20 protein-coding genes are annotated in these 19,411 nt (G+C 69.4%); 8 read left to right on the forward strand and 12 right to left on the reverse strand.

Annotated features, from left to right (window positions below; genetic code table 11):
* Positions 1-42 precede the first annotated feature (42 nt).
* Both AB0M15_RS26725 and AB0M15_RS26730 read left to right on the forward strand, forming a co-directional pair.
* Positions 43-687 (forward strand): hypothetical protein, encoded by a 645-nt coding sequence (locus AB0M15_RS26725; RefSeq protein ID WP_363824180.1) that lies wholly within the window; start codon positions 43-45, stop codon positions 685-687.
* A complete protein-coding gene (locus AB0M15_RS26730) occupies positions 684-1,838 on the forward strand; it encodes a PrsW family intramembrane metalloprotease (RefSeq protein ID WP_363824181.1) in 1,155 nt (384 codons plus the stop codon). Before AB0M15_RS26725 ends, AB0M15_RS26730 begins: the two co-directional genes overlap by 4 nt.
* On the opposite strand, the gene AB0M15_RS26735 is transcribed toward AB0M15_RS26730, so the two are convergent.
* The 3 genes from AB0M15_RS26735 to AB0M15_RS26745 all read right to left on the reverse strand — a co-directional run bounded on the left by AB0M15_RS26735 (position 1,832) and on the right by AB0M15_RS26745 (position 4,691).
* The gene (locus tag AB0M15_RS26735; protein WP_363824182.1) at positions 1,832-2,365 is read right to left on the reverse strand and encodes an EF-hand domain-containing protein; all 534 of its coding nucleotides are present in this window, start codon (positions 2,363-2,365) and stop codon (positions 1,832-1,834) included. The genes AB0M15_RS26730 and AB0M15_RS26735 overlap by 7 nt on opposite strands.
* A gap of 119 nt (positions 2,366-2,484) precedes the next feature.
* Complete coding sequence (locus tag AB0M15_RS26740; RefSeq protein ID WP_363824183.1) at positions 2,485-3,606, reverse strand: heavy-metal-associated domain-containing protein; 1,122 nt, start codon at positions 3,604-3,606, stop codon at positions 2,485-2,487.
* A gap of 26 nt (positions 3,607-3,632) precedes the next feature.
* The gene (locus tag AB0M15_RS26745; protein WP_363824184.1) at positions 3,633-4,691 is read right to left on the reverse strand and encodes an acyltransferase family protein; all 1,059 of its coding nucleotides are present in this window, start codon (positions 4,689-4,691) and stop codon (positions 3,633-3,635) included.
* Between the two features lie 171 nt (positions 4,692-4,862).
* On the opposite strand from AB0M15_RS26745, the gene ligA reads away from it, so the two are divergent.
* The 4 genes from ligA to AB0M15_RS26765 are packed head-to-tail and all read left to right on the forward strand — an operon-like array spanning position 4,863 to position 9,522.
* Positions 4,863-6,860 carry an NAD-dependent DNA ligase LigA gene (ligA, locus tag AB0M15_RS26750; RefSeq protein ID WP_363824185.1) on the forward strand — a complete coding sequence of 666 codons (1,998 nt, stop codon included), beginning with the start codon at positions 4,863-4,865 and terminating at the stop codon, positions 6,858-6,860.
* Positions 6,861-6,893: 33 nt separating this feature from the next.
* Positions 6,894-7,307 (forward strand): metalloregulator ArsR/SmtB family transcription factor, encoded by a 414-nt coding sequence (locus tag AB0M15_RS26755; protein ID WP_363824186.1) that lies wholly within the window; start codon positions 6,894-6,896, stop codon positions 7,305-7,307.
* Positions 7,304-8,344 (forward strand): cation diffusion facilitator family transporter, encoded by a 1,041-nt coding sequence (locus tag AB0M15_RS26760; protein ID WP_363824187.1) that lies wholly within the window; start codon positions 7,304-7,306, stop codon positions 8,342-8,344. The genes AB0M15_RS26755 and AB0M15_RS26760 overlap by 4 nt, the downstream gene beginning before the upstream one ends.
* Positions 8,344-9,522: an MFS transporter gene (locus AB0M15_RS26765; RefSeq protein WP_363824188.1), complete on the forward strand. Its 1,179-nt coding sequence runs from the start codon at positions 8,344-8,346 to the stop codon at positions 9,520-9,522. Before AB0M15_RS26760 ends, AB0M15_RS26765 begins: the two co-directional genes overlap by 1 nt.
* Here AB0M15_RS26765 and AB0M15_RS26770 read toward each other — a convergent pair.
* The 7 genes from AB0M15_RS26770 to AB0M15_RS26800 form a co-directional block, all read right to left on the reverse strand.
* Entirely contained in the window at positions 9,479-9,994 is a 516-nt protein-coding gene (locus tag AB0M15_RS26770) for a DUF2231 domain-containing protein (protein WP_363824189.1), read from the reverse strand. The two genes, AB0M15_RS26765 and AB0M15_RS26770, sit on opposite strands and share 44 nt — an antisense overlap.
* Before the next feature lie 37 nt (positions 9,995-10,031).
* Positions 10,032-10,484, reverse strand: a complete 453-nt coding sequence (locus AB0M15_RS26775; protein ID WP_363824190.1) for an FMN-binding protein — start codon at positions 10,482-10,484, stop codon at positions 10,032-10,034.
* Complete coding sequence (locus AB0M15_RS26780) at positions 10,481-11,017, reverse strand: FMN-binding protein (protein ID WP_363824191.1); 537 nt, start codon at positions 11,015-11,017, stop codon at positions 10,481-10,483. Before AB0M15_RS26780 ends, AB0M15_RS26775 begins: the two co-directional genes overlap by 4 nt.
* Positions 11,018-11,036: 19 nt before the next feature.
* A complete protein-coding gene (locus tag AB0M15_RS26785; RefSeq protein WP_363824192.1) occupies positions 11,037-12,443 on the reverse strand; it encodes a ferredoxin reductase family protein in 1,407 nt (468 codons plus the stop codon).
* 67 nt (positions 12,444-12,510) lie between these two features.
* On the reverse strand, positions 12,511-13,734 hold the full coding sequence (locus AB0M15_RS26790) for a HAMP domain-containing sensor histidine kinase (RefSeq protein ID WP_363824193.1): 1,224 nt from the start codon (positions 13,732-13,734) through the stop codon (positions 12,511-12,513).
* Entirely contained in the window at positions 13,731-14,387 is a 657-nt protein-coding gene (locus AB0M15_RS26795; protein WP_363824194.1) for a response regulator transcription factor, read from the reverse strand. The genes AB0M15_RS26790 and AB0M15_RS26795 overlap by 4 nt, the downstream gene beginning before the upstream one ends.
* Positions 14,384-15,163 carry an FAD:protein FMN transferase gene (locus tag AB0M15_RS26800; RefSeq protein ID WP_363824195.1) on the reverse strand — a complete coding sequence of 260 codons (780 nt, stop codon included), beginning with the start codon at positions 15,161-15,163 and terminating at the stop codon, positions 14,384-14,386. The genes AB0M15_RS26795 and AB0M15_RS26800 overlap by 4 nt, the downstream gene beginning before the upstream one ends.
* A gap of 172 nt (positions 15,164-15,335) precedes the next feature.
* On the opposite strand from AB0M15_RS26800, the gene AB0M15_RS26805 reads away from it, so the two are divergent.
* On the forward strand, positions 15,336-16,004 hold the full coding sequence (locus AB0M15_RS26805; protein ID WP_363824196.1) for a response regulator transcription factor: 669 nt from the start codon (positions 15,336-15,338) through the stop codon (positions 16,002-16,004).
* Positions 15,976-17,094: a HAMP domain-containing sensor histidine kinase gene (locus AB0M15_RS26810; protein WP_363824197.1), complete on the forward strand. Its 1,119-nt coding sequence runs from the start codon at positions 15,976-15,978 to the stop codon at positions 17,092-17,094. The genes AB0M15_RS26805 and AB0M15_RS26810 overlap by 29 nt, the downstream gene beginning before the upstream one ends.
* Here the strand turns inward: AB0M15_RS26810 and AB0M15_RS26815 are convergent.
* Together AB0M15_RS26815 and AB0M15_RS26820 are read right to left on the reverse strand one after the other, a co-directional pair.
* Positions 17,051-18,868, reverse strand: coding sequence for a copper resistance protein CopC (locus AB0M15_RS26815; protein WP_363824198.1), 1,818 nt, complete (start codon positions 18,866-18,868; stop codon positions 17,051-17,053). The two genes, AB0M15_RS26810 and AB0M15_RS26815, sit on opposite strands and share 44 nt — an antisense overlap.
* Positions 18,868-19,350, reverse strand: coding sequence for a hypothetical protein (locus tag AB0M15_RS26820; protein ID WP_363824199.1), 483 nt, complete (start codon positions 19,348-19,350; stop codon positions 18,868-18,870). The genes AB0M15_RS26815 and AB0M15_RS26820 overlap by 1 nt, the downstream gene beginning before the upstream one ends.
* Positions 19,351-19,411 lie beyond the last annotated feature (61 nt).

Raw genomic sequence — 19,411 nt, forward strand, 5'->3', positions numbered from 1 at the left:
CTGTTACGCCCAGACCGCGCCGGATGGACGAACGGAGCTGCGATGACGGCCAGTACGGAGCAGTCACTGCGAGACTGGGTGCCAGTCGAGCATCGGTGGTTCGGGCTCGACCGGCGGACCTTCAAGCCTGCATTGATCGTGCTCGGCGTGGCGCTGGTGCTGATCTACGGCCTGCAGGGGCTCAACGCGGCGATTCCGTGGCGCAACGCCATCGAGTCCGGGCAGGTGCTCGATCTGGGTGGAGGCGCGACCGCGGTCCCGCCCGTCGGGTGGCAACTCGAGAGCGGCACGCTGACCGGCGGCGCCGGGGCGAGCGCGACGAATCTTCAGGTGCTCCTGGTCTCCGGCGGCGCGCGGATCGAGCTGATCGGTACGACCTACGACGGCAGCGCGACCGCCTTCCTCCAACAGGTCCGGCGCTCGCAAGGCGATGATTCGCCGCAGGTCCCGTCCGGCCAGGGCACCCTGACGACCGACGCGGGCCTGGTCGGTGTGGTGCAGACCCGGACCGGGCCGACAGGTGACGGGATCGACGTCGCGTTCAAGATGGCCGTCGGTGACAGCCAGGCCGTCGACTCGGCTCCCGCGCTGCTGGTCCGGATCCGGACGGCGGCGGGGCAGCTGGAGCAGTACCAGAACGAGGTCAGCGCCTTGTTGCGCAGCATCAAGCCGGGGGTCGCGCGATGACCGCCGTACCGCAGGAGCGCGCCGCGCAGCTCGACGCGATCGAGCAATCCGGCTGGGGCCGGCCGTACCCATTCCTCCAGCCGCACAACCTGGCCTTCTGGGTGTATCTGCTCGGTGTGGGTGGCGGCCTCCTGACGATGCTCCGGTACTTCGGAGCGGGCGCACCGTTCTACGCCCCGGCGCTGGCCGGAGGCGTCGTCCTGTTCGGTCTGTACCTCGTACCGTGGCTGCTGCTCCTGCGCCATCACAACCGCTTCACCGCCCAACCCGCCGGACTGCTGCTGACCGGCTTCGTCTGGGGCGGTATCGCCGCGACCTTCTGGATCGCGCTGCCGGCCAACACGGCGTTGCAGGCGATCTGGGCCAAGGTCGGCGGTACCTCGTTCGCCGCCGACTGGGGCGCCGGGCTGACGGCGCCGATCAACGAGGAGTGGGGCAAGGCGCTCGGCCTGGTGCTGCTCATCGGCCTGGCGCCACGCCTGGTCCGCAGCGCCTACGACGGCTTCATCATCGGCGCCTTCATCGGCCTCGGCTTCCAGGTCTTCGAGGACGTCCTCTACGTCTACAACGGCGCCACCCAGCTGTTCGGCGTCGACCAGTTCGGCTCGTCGCTGCGGGTCTTCGCAGTCCGTGGCGCCGCCGGAATCGTGTCCCACGCCCTGTTCAGCGCGATCTTCTGCGCCGGACTGATGTGGCTGCTCGGCCGGACGCCCGGCGAACGCAACCGCCTGCGCGGCGTCCTCACCATGCTGACGGCGATGCTCTTCCACTTCGCCTGGGACGACATGACCGGCCTCAGCGGCGGGGGCGTCTGGGCAGCGATCCTCCCGTTCGTGATCGCGATCGTCGAACTGACCTTCCTCTTCTGGGTACTCCGCCACGCGGCCCGCCAGGAACGCGCCTGGATCCGGGCACTGCTCGCCCCCGAAGCCGAGGCCGGCACCATCGACCCACCACTGCTCGACGCCGTCAGCGGCCTCCGCAAGGACCGCCGGCGATACCGCAAACACCTGCACAGCCGGCGCCGGGCCAACCACCTGATCGAGGCCACCAACGACCTGGCCAAGGAGATCGCCACAGCGCGCGGCGCCGAGACTCCCCGCGTAACCCACGCCCGGGCAGAACTCCTCCGGCTAAGCCGGCCTCAATAAGGCCCGAACACCCACTGAGAGGGCGACTTCGGGTCGTCGCCGCGCCAGAAGCCCGACCACAGCTCGCGGAACTCGGTCCGCGAGAGGTGGCCGTCGCCGTCGGTGTCGAGCTGCGGGAAGACCTCCTCGATGCCGTCGGCGGAGCCCTTCCAGGCGTACACGACCTGCTTGTGCTCGGCCAGCGCGATCCGGTCGTCGCCGTTCTGGTCGATCGCGTCGAACATCGCGTCCGCCGTCCCGTACACCGCGTCGTCCATCGCCGGCAGCTGGTCGACCACCGTCATCAGCTCGTCGAGCGACACCCGGTCGTCGCGGTCGGCGTCGGACAGCGTCGAGATCGCCGACCACCAGCCCATCATGATCGCCCGCATCCGCTCGTACTCCGCGGTCCCCGGCTGCCAGTCGCGGATCCCGACCCACCGCTCGGTCAGCTCCTCGAAATCGGACTCCTCGAGAAAGCCGTTCCGATCGGCGTCCATCGCCTCGAAGACCCCGGCCACCTTGCGCCGCTGAAACTCACTGGCCACCCGCCCACCCCTTTGCGCCACACCTCGGTCACAGTCCGTGACCGACTCCAGTGTGTGACCGCGTCGAGCGGTTGACCACCCCGAACTTTTACCGCTCTCCCCCGAACTTTCGGTGCGTTTCAGGATGGCACCGGCGGGATCACGGTGTAGCCGCGGTCCCGGATCGCGTCGAAGCAGCGGTCCCGGACGTCGGCCGACGGGAACGCCGCGACCACCTTCTTGGTGTCCAGATCGATCTCCGACACCGTCACCCCGTTGCTCTGCAGGACCTTGGTGACCGTGCTCGTGCAGTGCGAACACGTCATGTCCGGTACTTCGAACACCTCGTCGACAGGACTGCTCATCGCGACCTCCTGCTCACTGTTGTTCTGGACCGAATCGACCGCCCGGACGAACGTCTCCACGAAGATGTCGACGACACGAGGAAGCAGCGTGACCCGACGAGCCTCGACGGTCGCCGGCATGTTCGCGAGACACCGCGGCTGCTCGGTCAGCGACCCGTACTGCCGCAGCAGACCGGCATCCTCAGGATCGGGCGCAGCAATGGTCGCGTCCTTCATCGCGCGCAGCATCCTGGTCGTCTCCGCCGTGTAGCGAAGAGTCCCCTCGGCCAGCGCGACCGGGATCATGCCGCGCCGGAACGTCGACGACTGCAACCCCCAGAACCACGTGTTCGCCACCACCGCGAACAACCCCGAGTCCCGCAGCCCACGGGCGAACTCCCCCGGACTCCGGTACGACGTCCGCTCGGCCAGATACGCATGCTGCACCAGCGCGCGAGCAGTCGTCTCCAACCCGACGCTGAAGATCTCCACGGGATCGCGATCCGTCGTGGTCGCCGCCATCACGGCCAGCTCGTCGGCATCGAGTTCTTCCACCGTGGCCTTGGCCAGAGCTCTCCGAAGTACCAGCACTGTCTCCCGGGCAGCGATCGCCACGATCGGACCGAATCCACCCGGACCGCAGTGACCGACGTTCAGTACGCCATCGCTGTCGTGCCACATCACCCCATGACTCGCGCTCGTCACCAACTCCGGCCGACAAGGCCGCATCCCGTCCTCGAGATAACTCAACTGCGCCCGCGTCAGGTGGCTGCCAGGCGCCGGCGTCAGCGGTGTCAGCTCCGGTTCGACCCGGTACGGCGAAGCCGGAAGATCCGGCTGCAAGTCGACGTCGGCGAGCACCCGGGCCAGGAGCTGCGCCGCGGCCGACCGATCGTAGTGCGCTACGTCCGGCAGCATTCTCCAATTCTGGTTGACGCCGGCCGTCAGTGCGCCGCGCTACTGCGTGTCACGGTCCGTACCGCGCGCGGAGCCGACGGCAGTTCGAAGAGCGCCTTGGGCAGGTAGCGGTAGAGGAAAAGACAGAGCCAGGCGAGGAAGGCGGTCAGTACGACCGGCTCGAAGATCGCCACGATCCACTGAGCTGTCGGGCCGGCCGACGACAGCGGGCCGATCAGCACCGCATGGGTCAGCGCCAGCAACGGCATGTGCATGACGTAGATCGGCAGCGTCCGGCTACCGATGCTGGCCAGCCCGTTGGACAGGCCCTCCCAGCGAGTCACCAGCCCGGCCGCCGTGACCCCCAGGACGATCGCTACCCCGCTCACCACCGGCCAGAGACCGAACCAGGTCTTCGCGTCGAAGGCGGCGATGACGGCCAGCAGTACGGCGTACGGCGCTCCGACCAGCAGCAGTCGTCGCCAGCTCGCCCGGGCGGCCAGGTCCTCGATCAGGCTCTTGCCGTAGAGACCGGCCAGGAAGAAGACCAGGTTCTGGTAGACGCCGGCCCGGTCACCCGGTACGGCGAGCAGGCCGGCCGACGCTGCCGCTGACAAGAGGAACGCCGGGGCGAGGACCGCCCACGCCGGCACTCGGCGCGCTGCTTTCGCGATCACGAAGTACAGGGCGAGGGCGTAGAGGTACCAGAGGTTCGACGGCGTGATCGTCAACTGGGCCAGGAACTTCAGTGGACCGTCCGCCCGCTCGGTGCCGAAGTCCGGTACGAAGGCCAGCACGACGGTGTGGATCACCAGCCAGACGACGTAGAGGTAGTAGAACTTCGCCACCCTGGTGCGAAGGACCACCGGCCACGGGCGCTGGACCGCGCGGACCGCGAAGAAGCCGGACACCGCGAAGAACAAGGGCATCCGGAGCGGAAGCAACTGCTCACCGAGCGTCCCCCACAACCCCCGCACCTGGCCACTGATGTGCCAGTCGATCTGCAGGTAGTGCTTCATCAGGACGTGCCAGAGCACGACCAGCAGAATACACATGCCCTTGGCAACGTCCGCCCAAGCGACCCGCCCACGCTCTGCCGTCAACATGCTTCAAAACTTAGGGAAACCGGCTCCTCACTCCATCAGGCCGGTGTCGCCACCGACCGTCATCCCGTGGTCGTAGGCAACGATCCGGCGTCCACCCGGGGACCGACGGCCGCCGCGGGATCAGCACCGGATCGCGCGTTTTGTCCCCGGCCGCCGGTAGTGTTCCGGCTCGTGGACAAAGGGGAGCGGATTCAGGAGCTGGCCGACCGGATCGTCGTGCTGCGGGACGCCTATTACCGGGGGTCTCCGGAGGTGGCCGACGCCGACTACGACGCGATCGAGGACGAGCTGCGGTCGCTGATCGAGGCGAATCCGGAGCTGGCGCCGGATCCGAATCCGCTGGAGCAGGTCGGGGCGCCCGCGGTGCTGCATGCGCCGATCCGGCACTCGCGGCCGATGCTGTCGCTGGAGAAGGCGACGCGGCCTGAGCAGGTGGAGGCGTTCTTCAGCCGGTTCCCGGGACAGTCGGTCGTGGTGATGCCGAAGCTGGACGGGTTGTCGCTGGCGCTCGTCTACGAGGACGGGCGGCTGGCGCGGGCGATCACCCGTGGTGACGGGACGACCGGCGATGACGTGACGCCGCTTGTGCGGGCGTTGGCTGATGGGGTTCCGGAGCGGCTCGAAGTACCGGGCCGGATCGAGGTGCGGGGTGAGGCGGTCATGTTGCGGTCGACCTTCGCCGCCTACAACGCCGCCCACCAGGACAAGCCGCTGATCAACCCGCGGAACGCCGCCGCGGGCACCTTGCGCGCCAAGGACCCGGCCACGGTCGCGGAGCGGCGCCTGCAGTTCCTCGCCTTCGACCTGCTCAGCGACGCCGACGACACCGACGCCGACCTGGAGCGCGCGCTGCAGACGCTCGGGTTCACCGTCGCCGAGATGCGGCACTGCGATGACGCGGCCGCAGCGCAAGCGGTCATCACCACGATCGAGCAGCAGCGCAACGACCTCGACTACGACCTCGACGGCGCCGTACTACGCCTGGCCGACCGCGACGCCTTCGCCGCCGCCGGCACCCGGTCGAGCTCACCCCGGGGTGCCCTGGCGTTCAAGTTCGCCGCCGAGGAGAAGACCACCATCCTGGCCGACGTCGTCTGGGACGTCGGCAAAACCGGCAAGATCGCGCCGGTCGCCTGGCTGGAGCCGGTCTTCGTCGGCGGGACGACGGTCACCCGGGCGACGCTGGCCAACCAGGAGGTGATCCGCGCCCGCGGCATCAAGATCGGCGACACCGTCCTGGTGCGCCGCGCGGGCGACGTCATCCCCTTCGTCGCCGGCGTACTCGATGCCTCCAAGCGCACCGGCGCCGAGCGCGACATCGTGCCCCCGTCGGTCTGCCCGTCCTGCGAGCAGCCGCTGACCGAGCAGGGCAACAGCCGCGAACTCTTCTGCACCAACGTCGCCTGCCCGGCCCAGACCGTACGCCGCCTGATCCACTGGGCGTCGCGGGCAGCCGCCGACATCGACGCGATCGGTGGGGTCTGGATCGAGAGACTGGCCGAGGCCGGCATCCTCGAACACCCCTCGGACTTCTACCACCTGACCAAGGAAGGCCTGCTCGAGTTCGACCGGATCGGCGAGGTATCGGCCGCCCGGATGATCGAATCGATCGACGCCAGCCGCCAGGTCGGCCTCCGCCGCGCCCTGATCGGCCTCGCCATCCCGATGGCCTCCGAAGGCACTGCGACCAGGATGTGCCGAGCCGGATTCGGCTCCCTGGAGGAAGTCGCCGACGCCGGCGTGGACGGCCTGGTCGCAGTAGAGGACATCGGCCCGAAGGTCGCCGCCTCCCTGATCGAGCACCTAGCCCGGCTCCGCCCCGAACTCGAGCGTCTCCGGGCCGCCGGTGTCTCCCTCGACGTCCGCGAAGAAGACCTCCCACCTGTTGTCGCTGCAGGCGCCCCGCTGGCCGGCAAGACAGTGGTCGTCACCGGCTCGATCAGCGACCCCCGCTCCGGCGAAAAGGTCCCCCGCCCCGCCTTCCAGCGCCTCTGCGAAAAGGCCGGCGCCACCATCGCCTCGTCGGTCTCCGCGACCACCGACTTTCTCATCACCGGCGCAGACGTCGGCGCCGCCAAACTCACCAAGGCCGAGAAGCTCGGCGTCACCGTCGTCGACCAGTCCGAGATCTGGCAACAACTCCAGGACGCCGATCTCCTCAACCGCTGACACCTCGGTGGCCTCATGCTCTACTATCTGCGTATGCGTGCAGATAAGGGAGCATGTCGGCGCCGGCTGGCCGACGATCAGGTCGACCTGGCCGTCGAGGTCTTCCGGATGCTTGCCGACGCGACCCGGATCCAGTTGCTGTGGGCGTTGACCGAAGAAGAGCTCGCGGTCAACGAACTCGCGGCCCGGGTCGGCAAACCTGCCCCGTCGGTGTCGCAGCATCTGGCCAAGCTGCGGATGGCCCGACTGGTCCGGACTCGTCGCGAGGGGACGCAGGTCTTCTACCGGCTGGAGAACGACCATGTCGGACGGCTGGTCGCTGATGCGATCCACAACGCCGAGCACGCCGGCCCCGGCGTACCAGCCCACCACCTCGACGACGCGGGCCTCGCGCAGCTCCATCCCGGTCAGGAGACAACGGCCGTCGACCGAGGGGCAGCCCGATGAGTGACGGGCGAACCGACGACCCCGACGTCGGCCACGGGCACGGGCACGGGCACGGGCATGGTGCGGGACGCGAGAGCTGGTGGCAGCAACTCCAGCACGCGGTGCGGCCGCATTCCCACGACTCGGTGGATTCGATCGACGACGTGATCGAGTCCAGCGCCGCAGGGATCCGCGCGGTGAAGATCAGCCTGGTCGTCTTGCTGATCACGGCAGGTCTGCAAGCGGCTGTGGTAGCTGTCTCGGGTTCGGTCGCCCTGCTGGCCGACACCGTGCACAACCTGTCCGACGCTCTCACCGCGCTGCCGCTGTGGATCGCCTTCGTCATCGGACGGCGAGCAGCCAACCGTCGCTACACCTACGGCTACGGCCGGGCCGAAGACCTGGCCGGCTTGTTCGTCGTGGTCATGATCGGTCTGTCGGCCGTGGTGGCAGGCTGGGAATCGATCCGCCGGCTCGTCGACCCGGTGCCTGTACCCAACGTCGGATGGGTCGCGGCCGCGGGGGTGATCGGTTTCGCCGGGAACGAGGCCGTCGTGATCTACCGGATCCGGATCGGCCGCAGGATCGGATCAGCCGCCCTCGTCGCGGACGGGCTGCACGCGCGGACAGACGGCCTGACCTCGCTGGCCGTGGTGCTCGGCGCGGCCGGGGTCGCCGCAGGCCTTCCGCTGGCCGATCCCCTGGTCGGTCTGTTCATCACCATCGCGATCCTCGCCGTCTTGCGAACCGCGGGCCGCGACGTCTTCCGCCGCCTGATGGACGCCGTCGACCCGTCCTCGATCGACGCCGCCGAGACCGCGCTCGCCGCGCTGCCGGGGGTCGAATCGGTAATCCGCGTCAGGATGCGCTGGATCGGCCATGAGCTGCACGCCGACGTCGACCTGGTGGTCGGCGCCGCCGACAGCGCCGAGGCACACCGGCTGGCCCACGACGCAGAACACGAACTCACCCACGCCGTGCCGCGCCTTCGCACCGCGGTGGTGCACGCCTACCCCGCCGATACCGCTCAAGTTCACCAAGCTCTGGCCGGCGGCTGATGTCCGCGACTGCGGTCGTAGTGCGCGACCGGCGGATGTGGCCGTTGTATGCGGCGGGCTTCACCACGGCGTTCGGCGCGCATGCGGTGGCGGCCAACCTGGGGGCGTTCTCCGACGATGCGGTGAAGTCGCTGTTGACGCTGGGGATCCTGCTCGCCCTGTACGACGGTGCCGAGGTGTTGCTGAAACCGGTGTTCGGCACGATCGCCGACCGGATTGGTGCGCGGCCGGTATTGCTGGCTGGGTTGGTCGGGTTCGCGATCGCCTCGGGTCTTTATGCGGTCGCGGACAGTCCTCGGTGGTTGTGGGTGGCGCGGCTCGGGCAGGGGGCAGCGGCGTCGGCGTTTTCGCCGGCCGCCTCGGCCTTGGTTGCCCGGCTCAATCCGGCGGCCAAGCACGGCCGGGCGTTCGGCAGTTATGGCTTCTACAAGAGCATCGGCTACACGCTCGGGCCACTGCTGGGCGGAGCGTTGGTGTGGCTGGGTGGGTTCCGCTTGCTGTTCGTGGTGATGACGGTGCTGGCCATCGCCGTGGCCGGCTGGGCGCTGTTCGCCGTACCGGCCGTACCGCCGCTGCCGCGGACCCGGCAGACGGTGATCGACCTGGCCCGGAGGATCGCCGACCCCGTCTTCCTGCGGCCGACCGCGGCGCTGGCCGGCGCGACCGCCGCGTTGTCGGTCGGTGTCGGATTCCTCCCGGTGACCGGCGCGGCCGACGGCCTTGGCACCATTGCGACCGGAGCCGCCGTTTCAGTGCTGGCCGCGACGGCTGCGGTGATCCAACCCCGCGCCGGTCGCGCTCTGGACTCCGGGAAGCTCACCACCAGGACCGGTATCACCGTAGGTCTCCTCGTCACAGCGACCGGCCTGGCCTGCGCCACCCTTTCCGGCGTTGCCGCTGTACTCGGTGCCGCGCTGTTGATCGGCGCCGGTACCGGTCTGATCACCCCGCTGGGATTCGCGGCCCTAGCGGCCTCTACCGATCCATCCCGCCTCGGTCAGACGATGGGCACCGCAGAACTCGGCCGCGAACTCGGCGATGCGGGCGGACCCCTACTCGTCGCAGGCGTAGCCACAGCGACAACCCTCGGCTACGGCTACGCCGTACTGGCGATCATCCTCGCCGCCGGACCCGTCATCGGCCTGGCGGTGCGGACGCGACCTTCCCGTCCCAACTAGCCTTCGCGCCCGAATCACCGATCCGGTACACGTCGTACACGGCAGCACCGCCGGCAAGGATCGACAGCACCGCGATCACGACCGTCACCGCCATCGACGCCGGAGCGAGGAACGTACGCCGGTCGTCGCCGGAGGCCGCCGCCAGGTGGCCGATCTCTCGTCCTCGCCACCAGACGACCAGCACCATCACCGCGACAGCGATCGCCACGACGAGAGCGGTGTCGCCGAGTTCGGTATGAGCCCGGATCAGCGCGGTGGACGCCACGCGATGCTCCAGCCATTCACCGGCGCTGGTGGTGACCGGCACCAGCGCGACGACGACGAGCGCCAGCAAGGCGTTCGGTCCGGCAAGCCGCCTGCGGGCCGGTGCCCAGACGGCGGTCAGCACCAGAAGCACCGCGGAAAGCGGAAGCAGTACGACAATCGCATGCACCAGCAAGACATGCGCGGGCAACCCGTTGACGGTCGTCATATCCATCTCCTCGAGCTTTCTTGGTGGTTTCTTGGGATCACTTGGTGAAGTGGGCTGTGTCGAGAGCCGATTGAAGCGAGCGGCGGTAGCCGTCGGAGGTGAAGGTGGCGCCGGAGACCGTGTCGATGGTCGCGCTCTGGGCGGTGACCGCTTCCCGTTGGAGGATCGGCAGGGCGAAGGCGCTGATGGCGCGGTCGCGGTCGCCGGAGGACGGCGAGGCCAGGGTCTTGACCGCGCTGATCCGGGACGAGCTGATCGTCACCTGGACCTGCACGGGGCCGTACCGGGTCAGTGCGGATTCGCCGTTGACCACGGTCGTCGCCCGTCCGCCGCGACCCGCCGGCGCGGTAGTGACGATGCCCGCCGAAGCGGCCGGCGCGGCCGGACCGCCGACACGGTTGGTACTGGTCGGGTACAGGAAGAGCAGGCCGAGTACGGCGGTCGTGGCGCCGAGCACGATGCTGTTCCGCCGCAGATGCCCGGCTCTCACAGCGCACCGGCTTGATGCGCTGCGTCCAGAGCCGACTGCAGCGACTGGCGATACCCCTCGGACGTGAACGTCGCGCCGGACACCGCGTCGATGTGCGCCGACTGAGCGGCGACCGCTTCCCGGTCCAGCGCCGGTACGGCGTACGCGTTGATCCCGTCGGTCGTCCCATCGCCTTGCGGATGTTCGATCGCCTGCGCCCGCTTGATCCGGCCCTGTCGGACGGTGATCCGCACCCGGACCGGCCCGTACTGCGTATCGACGAGGTCCCCCTGGAAGCCGGCAGCTGCCGTCGTCGCATGCGCGCTCGCCTTCTTCGGGGCGGTGCTCGCCGTTGCCGACGGAGTACCGACCGGGAGGCGCGGTGCCACCGTGCGGGCCGGGGACGGCCGGACCCGGACGTGCCGCGGCCTCCCGGCCGGCGTACTGGTTACCGAAGGGGGCGACGAGCTGGACGGCTGCGCACCGGCCCGCAATCCCAACCCCACCACGGCGAGCGTGGCGACCGACATCGTCCGGACGACACCGCGTCTCATCGGCCACTCTCCTGATCGTTCACCACGAGAACCTCTCCTGGTGAAGTTGATCCGCCGGGAGCCCGGCCGCCAGCGCCGCTGCGCAGACGGCGTCCATCCAGGGATCAGGACCGCAGACGAAGACGTCATACCCGTCGATCCCCGGCACCAGGCTCTGCAAGGCGTCGACATCGGACCAGGCCGCCGCGCTCTGCGGCAGCCACGACGGCCGGTCACGCAAGCGCGGGCCGAGGACGTAGTGCACATCGATTCCCCGCCGGGCAGCCAGCTCGTCGAGCTCGGCTCGGAAGACCAGGTCCTCCTCCGCGTGTGCGCGGTAAACCAGGGCGGCATCACCGGCGGCGTAGTCGAGGTCCTCCAGCAACGACCGTAGCGGCGTGATACCGATGCCGCAGGCAAGCATCGCGACCTTCGAGGTCACCCGGTGCTCGCCGGTGAGGCGGCCGTACGGCCCCTCGATCAGCACCTTCGTGCCCGGCCGCAACCAGGCCAGCCGGCGGCTGCCGTCTCCCGCCTCCTTGGCCGTCACCCGGAGCTGCCGCGGCGACGGCGTCGCGGACAGCGAGTACGGGTTGCCCCGCGACCATCCCGCCCCGTCGAGGAAGCGGAATACGAAGTACTGACCCGCCTTGGCCGGCAGTCGGTGCAACCCTCGCCCGGTGAGGTGGACCGAGACCACGTCCGGGCTCTCGCGCACCACCGAGCTGACGGTGATGCCGTGCCGCAACGAGCGCCACACCGGGAGGCCGAGCCGATAGACGACCACAGCCGCCAGCGCCATCGCATAGACGGACCACCAGTAGATCCGCGCCAGCGAGGAGGTGGCGAAGTCGGCGCCGGTCCAGATCTCGTGCGGTACGGACAGTCCGACGCCCACGTACGCGTACAGGTGCAGGAGATGCCACGACTCGTAGCGCAGCTTCCGGCGAGCCACTCGCACCGACGTGACCACGACCGCGGTCAGCGCCGCAGCGGCCGCAACGGCGAGCAGCATCCCGCCGTACGAGGTGACGACGCTCCACGTCTCGTGCAGCAGGTCGTTGTGATCGCGCAGGGTGTAGCCGATCAGGATCAAGGCGACGTGCAGCATCAGCAGGTTGAACGACGCGAACCCCACCAGCCGGTGCCGGCGGGCCAACTCGTCCTGACCGTAGCTCCGCTCGATCATCGGAACGCGGGCCATCAGGATCACCTGTACCAGCAACAGATCCGCCGCGACCAGGCCGGTGATCCGCCCGAGCGAGGTGAACAGGTCGGCCGGCCCGGCCGCGAGCAGTTGGGCGCCACGCCCCGAAAGCCAGAGGGTGATCACGACCAGCACGCTGGCCCAGCAGGCGATCCCCACGACATCTCGCCACCAGCGCGGAGTACGCCGGGCCCGGCGGCGGGTGTGCGCTGCCCGCGCAGGACTCAACAGGGAGGTCATCGGGGCAACTGCCGGTCGGTCACTGCGGCTCCATCGGGTCGGATACCCCGAGGATGCGCCGGGATTCTTAGCCGTTCCTTGGAGCCGCGGGAAGAACGAGTTCGAAGGTCGCTCCGGTGTCGCTGCGCACCAGCCGGAGCCGGCCGCCATGACGGTTCGCTACGTCATGGGTCAGGGCGAGGCCGAGACCGTAGTGCGCCCGGCCGGAGCGATGGCCGCCGGAGTCGAATCTGCGCAGTACCCGTTCCGCGTCCTCGGGCTGGATCCCCGGCCCGGTGTCGCTCACCAGCAGTACCACGTCCCGCCCCGCCCGGCGGACGGCCACTCGCACCTCTCCCCCGTCCGGCGTGTGGTCGATCGCGTTGTCGACCAGGGCCAGCACAGCCCGTCGTAGCGCACTGGGCGAACCGAGCACGGCGCAGTCCTCATCGGTCGCGCTATGCAGGACACTCACGCCGCCCGCTGCCGCATGGGCTCTGGCACTGTCGGCGACGTCGCCTGCCAGCTGGTCCAGCTCAACGGGCTCACGGCTCTCCTCACTACGCGGATCGGCCACTACCAGGAGATCTTCGACCACCTCGCCCAGCCGCTGCGTGTCCTGGACGACACCACGCGAGTCCCGCAGTACCTCCTCGCTCAAGTCACTGCGCTGCAAGGCACGATCCAGTACCTGGGCACGAGTGCTCAGCAAGGTCAGCGGCGTCCGCAACTCATGCCCGGCGTCCGCGATGAAGGCACGTTGCAGGGCCAGCGCCTGCGCGAGCGGCCGGACCGCCCGCCGGCCCAGCAGAACGCCGAGCAGCGCCGCGAACACCAGCCCGACGACGGTCGCGAACCCCATCGCCTGCAGCAACCTCGCCCGCTGCTGATGTGCCGTCGTCAGATCGAGGACCGCCTGGATCGGCCGGCCGTCGCGACGCACGGTGGCGATCCGGTACTCCGCCTCGTCGTCCTCCCGCACGTTCGTCAGCCGCACCGCCGCACCCGCCGTACCGCGCAAGCCGGCCAGCGCCGGATCCAACTCGTCGGGCAACCCGGCCGACTTCTCCAGGCCCTTCGCGGTGTCCATCACCAGCCAGATCCCCGACGGTGGATCGCCGACGTCGTCAGCGGTGCGCAAGGTGTTCCGCAGGAGGTCGTCCGCCGCACCGGCCTGGCCACGGACGACGACGATCGTTACCAGCACGACCAGCAGCAGCATGGCGACCGCGACCAGCGCCGCCACCTGGATCGCGACCTCACGCGCGGCACGGCGGACGAGGACCTGGTCACCGATGGGACGGTCGCTCACGAGCGACCTAGCCGATACCCGAGCCCGCGGACCGTACTGATCACTCCCCGGCCCAGCTTGCGCCGGCAGTAGTGCACGTAGGTGTCGACGACGGTCTCGGACTCCGCCTCGTCGAAGACCCGCTCGAGCAACTCCGCCCGGCTGAAGACGACGCCCGGCCTGGCGGCGAGCAACGCCAGCAACGCCGACTCCCGCTCCGACAACTCGACCACCCCGCCGTCGGTACGCCGTACCGTCCGGCCGGCCAGGTCGAGGCGCCCACCCGGTACTGCGAGATGCTCCGCCCGGTCCGGATGCCGCCGGAGCAAAGCCCGCAGCCGGGCCAGCAACTCGGTCAGCTCGAACGGCTTCGCGAGGTAGTCCTCCGCACCGGCGTCCAGACCGTCCACCCGCTCCGCCGTCGTGCCGCGTGCCGACAGCACCAGGATTGGCGTGGTGATCCCGCGGCTGCGCAACCGGGCGATCAGGTCGAGCCCCTCGATGGCCGGCAACCCCCGATCGATGACCATCACGTCGAACTCCTGGCTCAGCCCGAGATGCAGCCCGCGCTGACCGTCTGGCGCCGCCGTCAGCAGGTAGCCCTCGTCACCGAGCACCCGGCCGAGCAGCCCGGCCAGATCCTGGTCGTCCTCCACCAGAAGGAGCCGAGTCATCCTTCGTCCCTCGGCGTAACGCTTGGCCAGCAGGGCATCGCCCGGACGGTGCCGTCAGCGTGCACCCCGAGTCCGGCGTACCCGGGCAGCAACGAGACGACCCGCGGCCAGTCGTCACCGGCGACGAACGCGGCGGTGGCGAGTACATCCGCCCACTCCAGCGACGGCCCGGTCACCGAGACCGAGGCCCAGTTGCCGACCACCGCTCCCCCGTTCCGTGGGTCGTAGAGATGGGCGCCGCGCGCCGCCGTCCCACTTGTCGCGACCGCGTCACCGGTACTACGCACAGTAGCCACCACCGCACCAGGATCACCCGGATCCTGGATGCCGATGGTGAACGGCTCGCCGCTCGGGCAGATCACCACGACATCGCCACCGGCATTGAGGCACCAGTCGGCGTCGTCGACCTCGGTCAGCAATCTGCTCGCCCGCTCGGCGGCCCAGCCCTTCACCAGACCCGACGGATCCCAGCCGGCCGCCGGTGTCTCCGCGTCGAAGAGACCACCGGTGAGATGACGGGCCTGCCGGCATCGGTCAGCCACCTCACGGACCACCGGAGCAGCGGCCTCCCAGTCCAGTTCCCCCCGCGCCAGCCGGGTCACCTCGCTATCCGGCCGGTACGTCGAAAAGGTCCGGTCGACCTCTCGCAGCTCCCGGTAGACCGCGTGGGCAGCGGCGTCCGCAGCTGTGGTGCGAGCTGCCGGGCCTCTGGCGAGCAGGCTGATGGGCAGACCCATCACCTGCTCGACCCAGCTCCGTTTCTGCGGGGAGGACACGACGCAAAGGTACGTCGGCGCAACCGACGGCCGCGGCGGCGCGACCGGCGAATCGAAGGACTTTCGGCCCTTCCCTAGACCGTGACGGAGAGTCAGTATGTCCTTGGGGGGTCCGCGACAGCGGGCTCAAGGGGAATGTGCGGGACCGGCTGCGGCCGGACCTGGGGGGCAGATGACGACGATTTTGGTGGTTGACGACGAGCCAGAGCTGGTCCGCTTCGTCCGGCGCGGACTCGAGGCCGAGGGCTATCAGGTGCTGACCGCGACCGACGGGGCGGACGGCCTGCGGATGGCGCTGACCAGGAAGCCCGACCTGATGGTGCTCGACCTGCGGATGCCGGAGGTCGACGGCGAGGCCGTGATGGCCGGTGTGCTGGCCCGCAGCCCGTCGACCCGGATCCTGGTGCTGTCCGCGGCCGCGGACGTACAGGCCCGGGTGCGCTGCCTGGAGCAGGGCGCGGTGGACATCCTGGCCAAGCCGTTCGCGATCCGGGAGCTGCTGGCCAGGATCCGGTTCAGGCTGCGCGAGTCGACCGACCGGGATCCGGACGAGTTCCTGCTCCGGGTCGGGCCGATCAGGCTCGACGTGCGGACCCGGCGGCTCCGGGTGGACGGCGCCGAGGCGGCGCTGTCGGAGCGGGAGTTCCTGCTGATGCAGCACTTCATGCGCAAACCGGACCTGGTCTGCTCGCGCAGCGAGCTGCTCTCGGCCGTGTGGGGCTACGACTTCGACCCGGCGACGAACGTGGTGGACGTCTGCGTCCGCCGGCTGCGGGCGAAGATGACCAGAGACCTGATCCAGACGGTGCGCAATGTCGGTTATCAGCTTCAGATCGCGTGACGCGGGCGTCGCGGGCTGGTTCCCGCGCCTCGGCCGGGGCATGCTGCAGCCACACTGGTACCGGCTGATCGACGGCCTGCTCGCCGTCTTCGTGCTGGCCATGCTGGCGGCGATGAACCTGATGATCGAGCGCGAGGTGATCCCGTATCACCTGCTCTTCCTCGCCCTCACCCTGGTCTACGGCTTCCGGGTCTGGCCGCTGAAGCAGACCCTGCTGATCACCTTCGCGATCACCGTGGTGACCGGCTGGATCCTGGTGGTGCACCAGCTCCAGGACGGCAGCAGCCGGGCCGAATGGGCCGAGATCCCGTTGATGCCGATGCTGTTCCTGGCGATGGTCTGGCACGCCCGGCGCCGGGTCGCCGCGCAGCAGCAGGTCGAGCTGATGGCCGAGGAACGCCTCGCCGTGTTCGATCGGGAACGGCAGTTCTTCCGCGAGGCCTCGCATGCGATGCGCACCCCGGTGACGATCGCCCGCGGTCATCTCGAACTGCTCGAGCCGGTGCTGACCGGCGACGAGTCCCGGCAGGACCTCGCCATCGCGATGCGTCAGGTCGACCGGCTCTCCGCGCTGTCCACCCGCCTGCTGGCGCTGGCCAAACTGGACTCGGGCCGGGCCGTCCGGCACCAGGAGCTGGACCTCAGCGGGTTCCTCGACCAGATCGGGAAGAACTGGCGCGACAGCGCCGACCGGGACTGGGTGGTCGACCGGCTGCCGTCGATGCCGGCCCTGGCCGACCCGGTCTGGCTGGAACTCGCCCTGGACGCGCTGATCGAGAACGCTGTCCACTTCACCCGGACCGGAGACCGGATCCGGCTGTCCGGTGGAGTTTCCGGCCAGTGGTACGTGATCAGTGTGGCCGACTCCGGGCCGGGGATCCGGACCGAGGATCTGCCGCACGTCTTCGACCGGTTCTGGCACCGGCGCCCACCGACCGCACCGATGGGCAGCGGCCTGGGACTGCCGATGGCACAGGCCACCGCCAAGGCGCACGGTGGCCGGATCAGCGCTTCGAGGGCACCCGAGGGCGGCGCCCTGTTCGAGCTCACCCTGCCACGTCAGCAGGACTCCGGTCCGGTGGAGGACTGATCTCGAGCGCGGTTCCCGATTCCCGTCGCGACACCCGGCGGAGCCGGGCAAGCATCGCCACCCACCAACCGCCGGCGAGCAGGATCGTCAGCACGAACCAGACCATGATCAGCTCTTTCTTGATCGGATCGGTGGACACGAGCACCGGCCGTGCCGTCGCGTTCGCTCCGCCGACGGCCCAGTTGTAGGTGTGTACGGCGTCCGGCAGACCCTGCCGCCGGACAGCCACCTCGATCCCGGCGCTTCCACTGCTGTTCAGCACCACGGCCACCGACCAGCGGCCGTCGGGCAGCCGCTCGGCGCGCACCGCCGGGGAATCGGTGCCGTCGGCATCGACCACCGCCACGGTCACCTGCTGAACCGGAGCAGGGGCCGGTCGCCGGGTGTCGAAGACGTCGACCATCACCAGGTTCCGGCCAGGCAGGTTCGGGCGGACGGCCAGCGTCTGCTGGAGATCCGCCACCCGGGAGTCCTGCAGCGGTACCAGCTCGGCCGCCGGATCTCGGACCAGCTGCGGCTCGACCGCGGGCTGGCCACTCGTGATCACCGCTGCAAGGCCGAGCACGACGATGGCCAGTCCCACCTCGGCCGTCAGCGTCCCGTGCCGCACGGTCGGTCCTGCCACCCGCCGCAGCCGGTAGTGGTTCAGGAGACCGAGCACGCCGATCACCGCGAAGACACCGAGCTTCGCCAACAGAGCCCGGCCGTAGAACGTGACCAGCGCGGCGTCGACGGAACCGATCACCCCGCTCGTCAGATAGATGCCTGAGGCAATGATCAGGCTGACGCACGCCGCGGCGGGCAGCCCGAAGGCACGCAGTACCGCCAGCAGCTCGAGCCGTGGCCGCCGATCGCGCGCGGACCAGGCGAACCACAGTCCGAACAGCACCGCGCCGGACCAGGTCGCGGCCGCGCTGACATGCACCGCATCGGCGACGACCCGCGTGGACAGTACGCCGTGACCGGCACCCGAGTGCCCGGTCAAGGCGCTGCCAACCGCGACCAGAGCCGCGCCCAGGACCAGTACCGGCCCACGACTCCTGTAGCGACGACCGAGAGCAGCCCCGATCAACAGCAGGAAGCCTGCCTCACGGACTCCCCATCGCACGCCGTACGCACTGCTGAGCAGGTCCGTGGACTCTGCCCTCGAAATCTGATAAACCAACAGCAGAAGGGCTCCGACGGCACCCGCACAACCTCCGGTCAGCTCACCGCGATGAGCCATTCGGGACCACCCGGGACCGGCCGTAGCCGCCTGGCGTCGAGCGAGGCGACCCATCAGCGCACCGCCCAGCGTGAGTGCCAGGGCACCGAACACCAGCCAGCGCAGCAGAACCTCACCTGGAGCAGGCACCGGCTCATCGAGACCGGCAGGAGCCACCGCATGGCCGATGCCGAAGACCAGAACACCGGCGGTTCGGTGCAGGTCGTCGGCCGACAGTGTCTGCCACGACACCCGGTAGGCGCCCCTCGGCAAAGCCGGCAGGGTGGCCAGGACCTCGGACGGCTCCTCGCCGCCTTCCCCGATGACACGCACGTTCGTCACCGCATAGTGCTTGCCGTCCTCGGCCACCACGTCGATCTGCGTCGCAGCGGGAACGACGGTCTCGCTGAACGCCAGCCGCAGCCGGGTAGGCGCCACTGACAGCGAGGATCCGTCTGCCGGACTGGTCGAAGTGAGGTAGGCATGGGCACTCGCGGTCTGCGGAGACCAGGTGACCAGAACCCCGACGAGGATCAGCAAGCCCAGGAGCCGACTGCGTCTCCCGGACATCACAGCACCGGTACGTGCAACAGGCTGAGGTCCCCCAGCCGGATCGTGGCCTTCTCGCCGTGCCGCAGGGCTCCCTTGGTGTTCTGGTACACCAGGTAGTAGGTCTGGCCGGATCGCAGGCTGTGCCCCTGTTTCATCACTGACACCCGCTTCGTGCCACCGTCGCGGTCCTCGCTGCGTAGCTCCGGCGGATGCTGCACATCGGACTGGAACCGGGTCGCCTTCTCGCTGTCCAGTACGACGTACGTCAGGGTGACCAGTCCCCCGTCGCCGACGACGGCGACCCGGGAGAAGCGCACGCCGTACTTCTCCTCGATCGACGAACTCTGCGGAAAGGCAGCGGGGTCGCCCGACGCCCAGAGCTTGACCGCGACCAGCCCGCCCGCGATCAGGGCGACCGCCAGGACGGCGATCAGGATGACGAGACGATTGACCCGGTGGCGCGGCATCGGGCTTGTTTCACGGTGAATCGTGTCCAGCATGGCGGTCCCCTCCCAAGGACGGCGCCGGAGCCCTGAACGCCCAGGGCCCCGGCGGTCTTAC

Origin of the sequence: Kribbella sp. NPDC051718, from assembly GCF_040681515.1 — a bacterium.
Lineage (GTDB): Bacteria > Actinomycetota > Actinomycetes > Propionibacteriales > Kribbellaceae > Kribbella.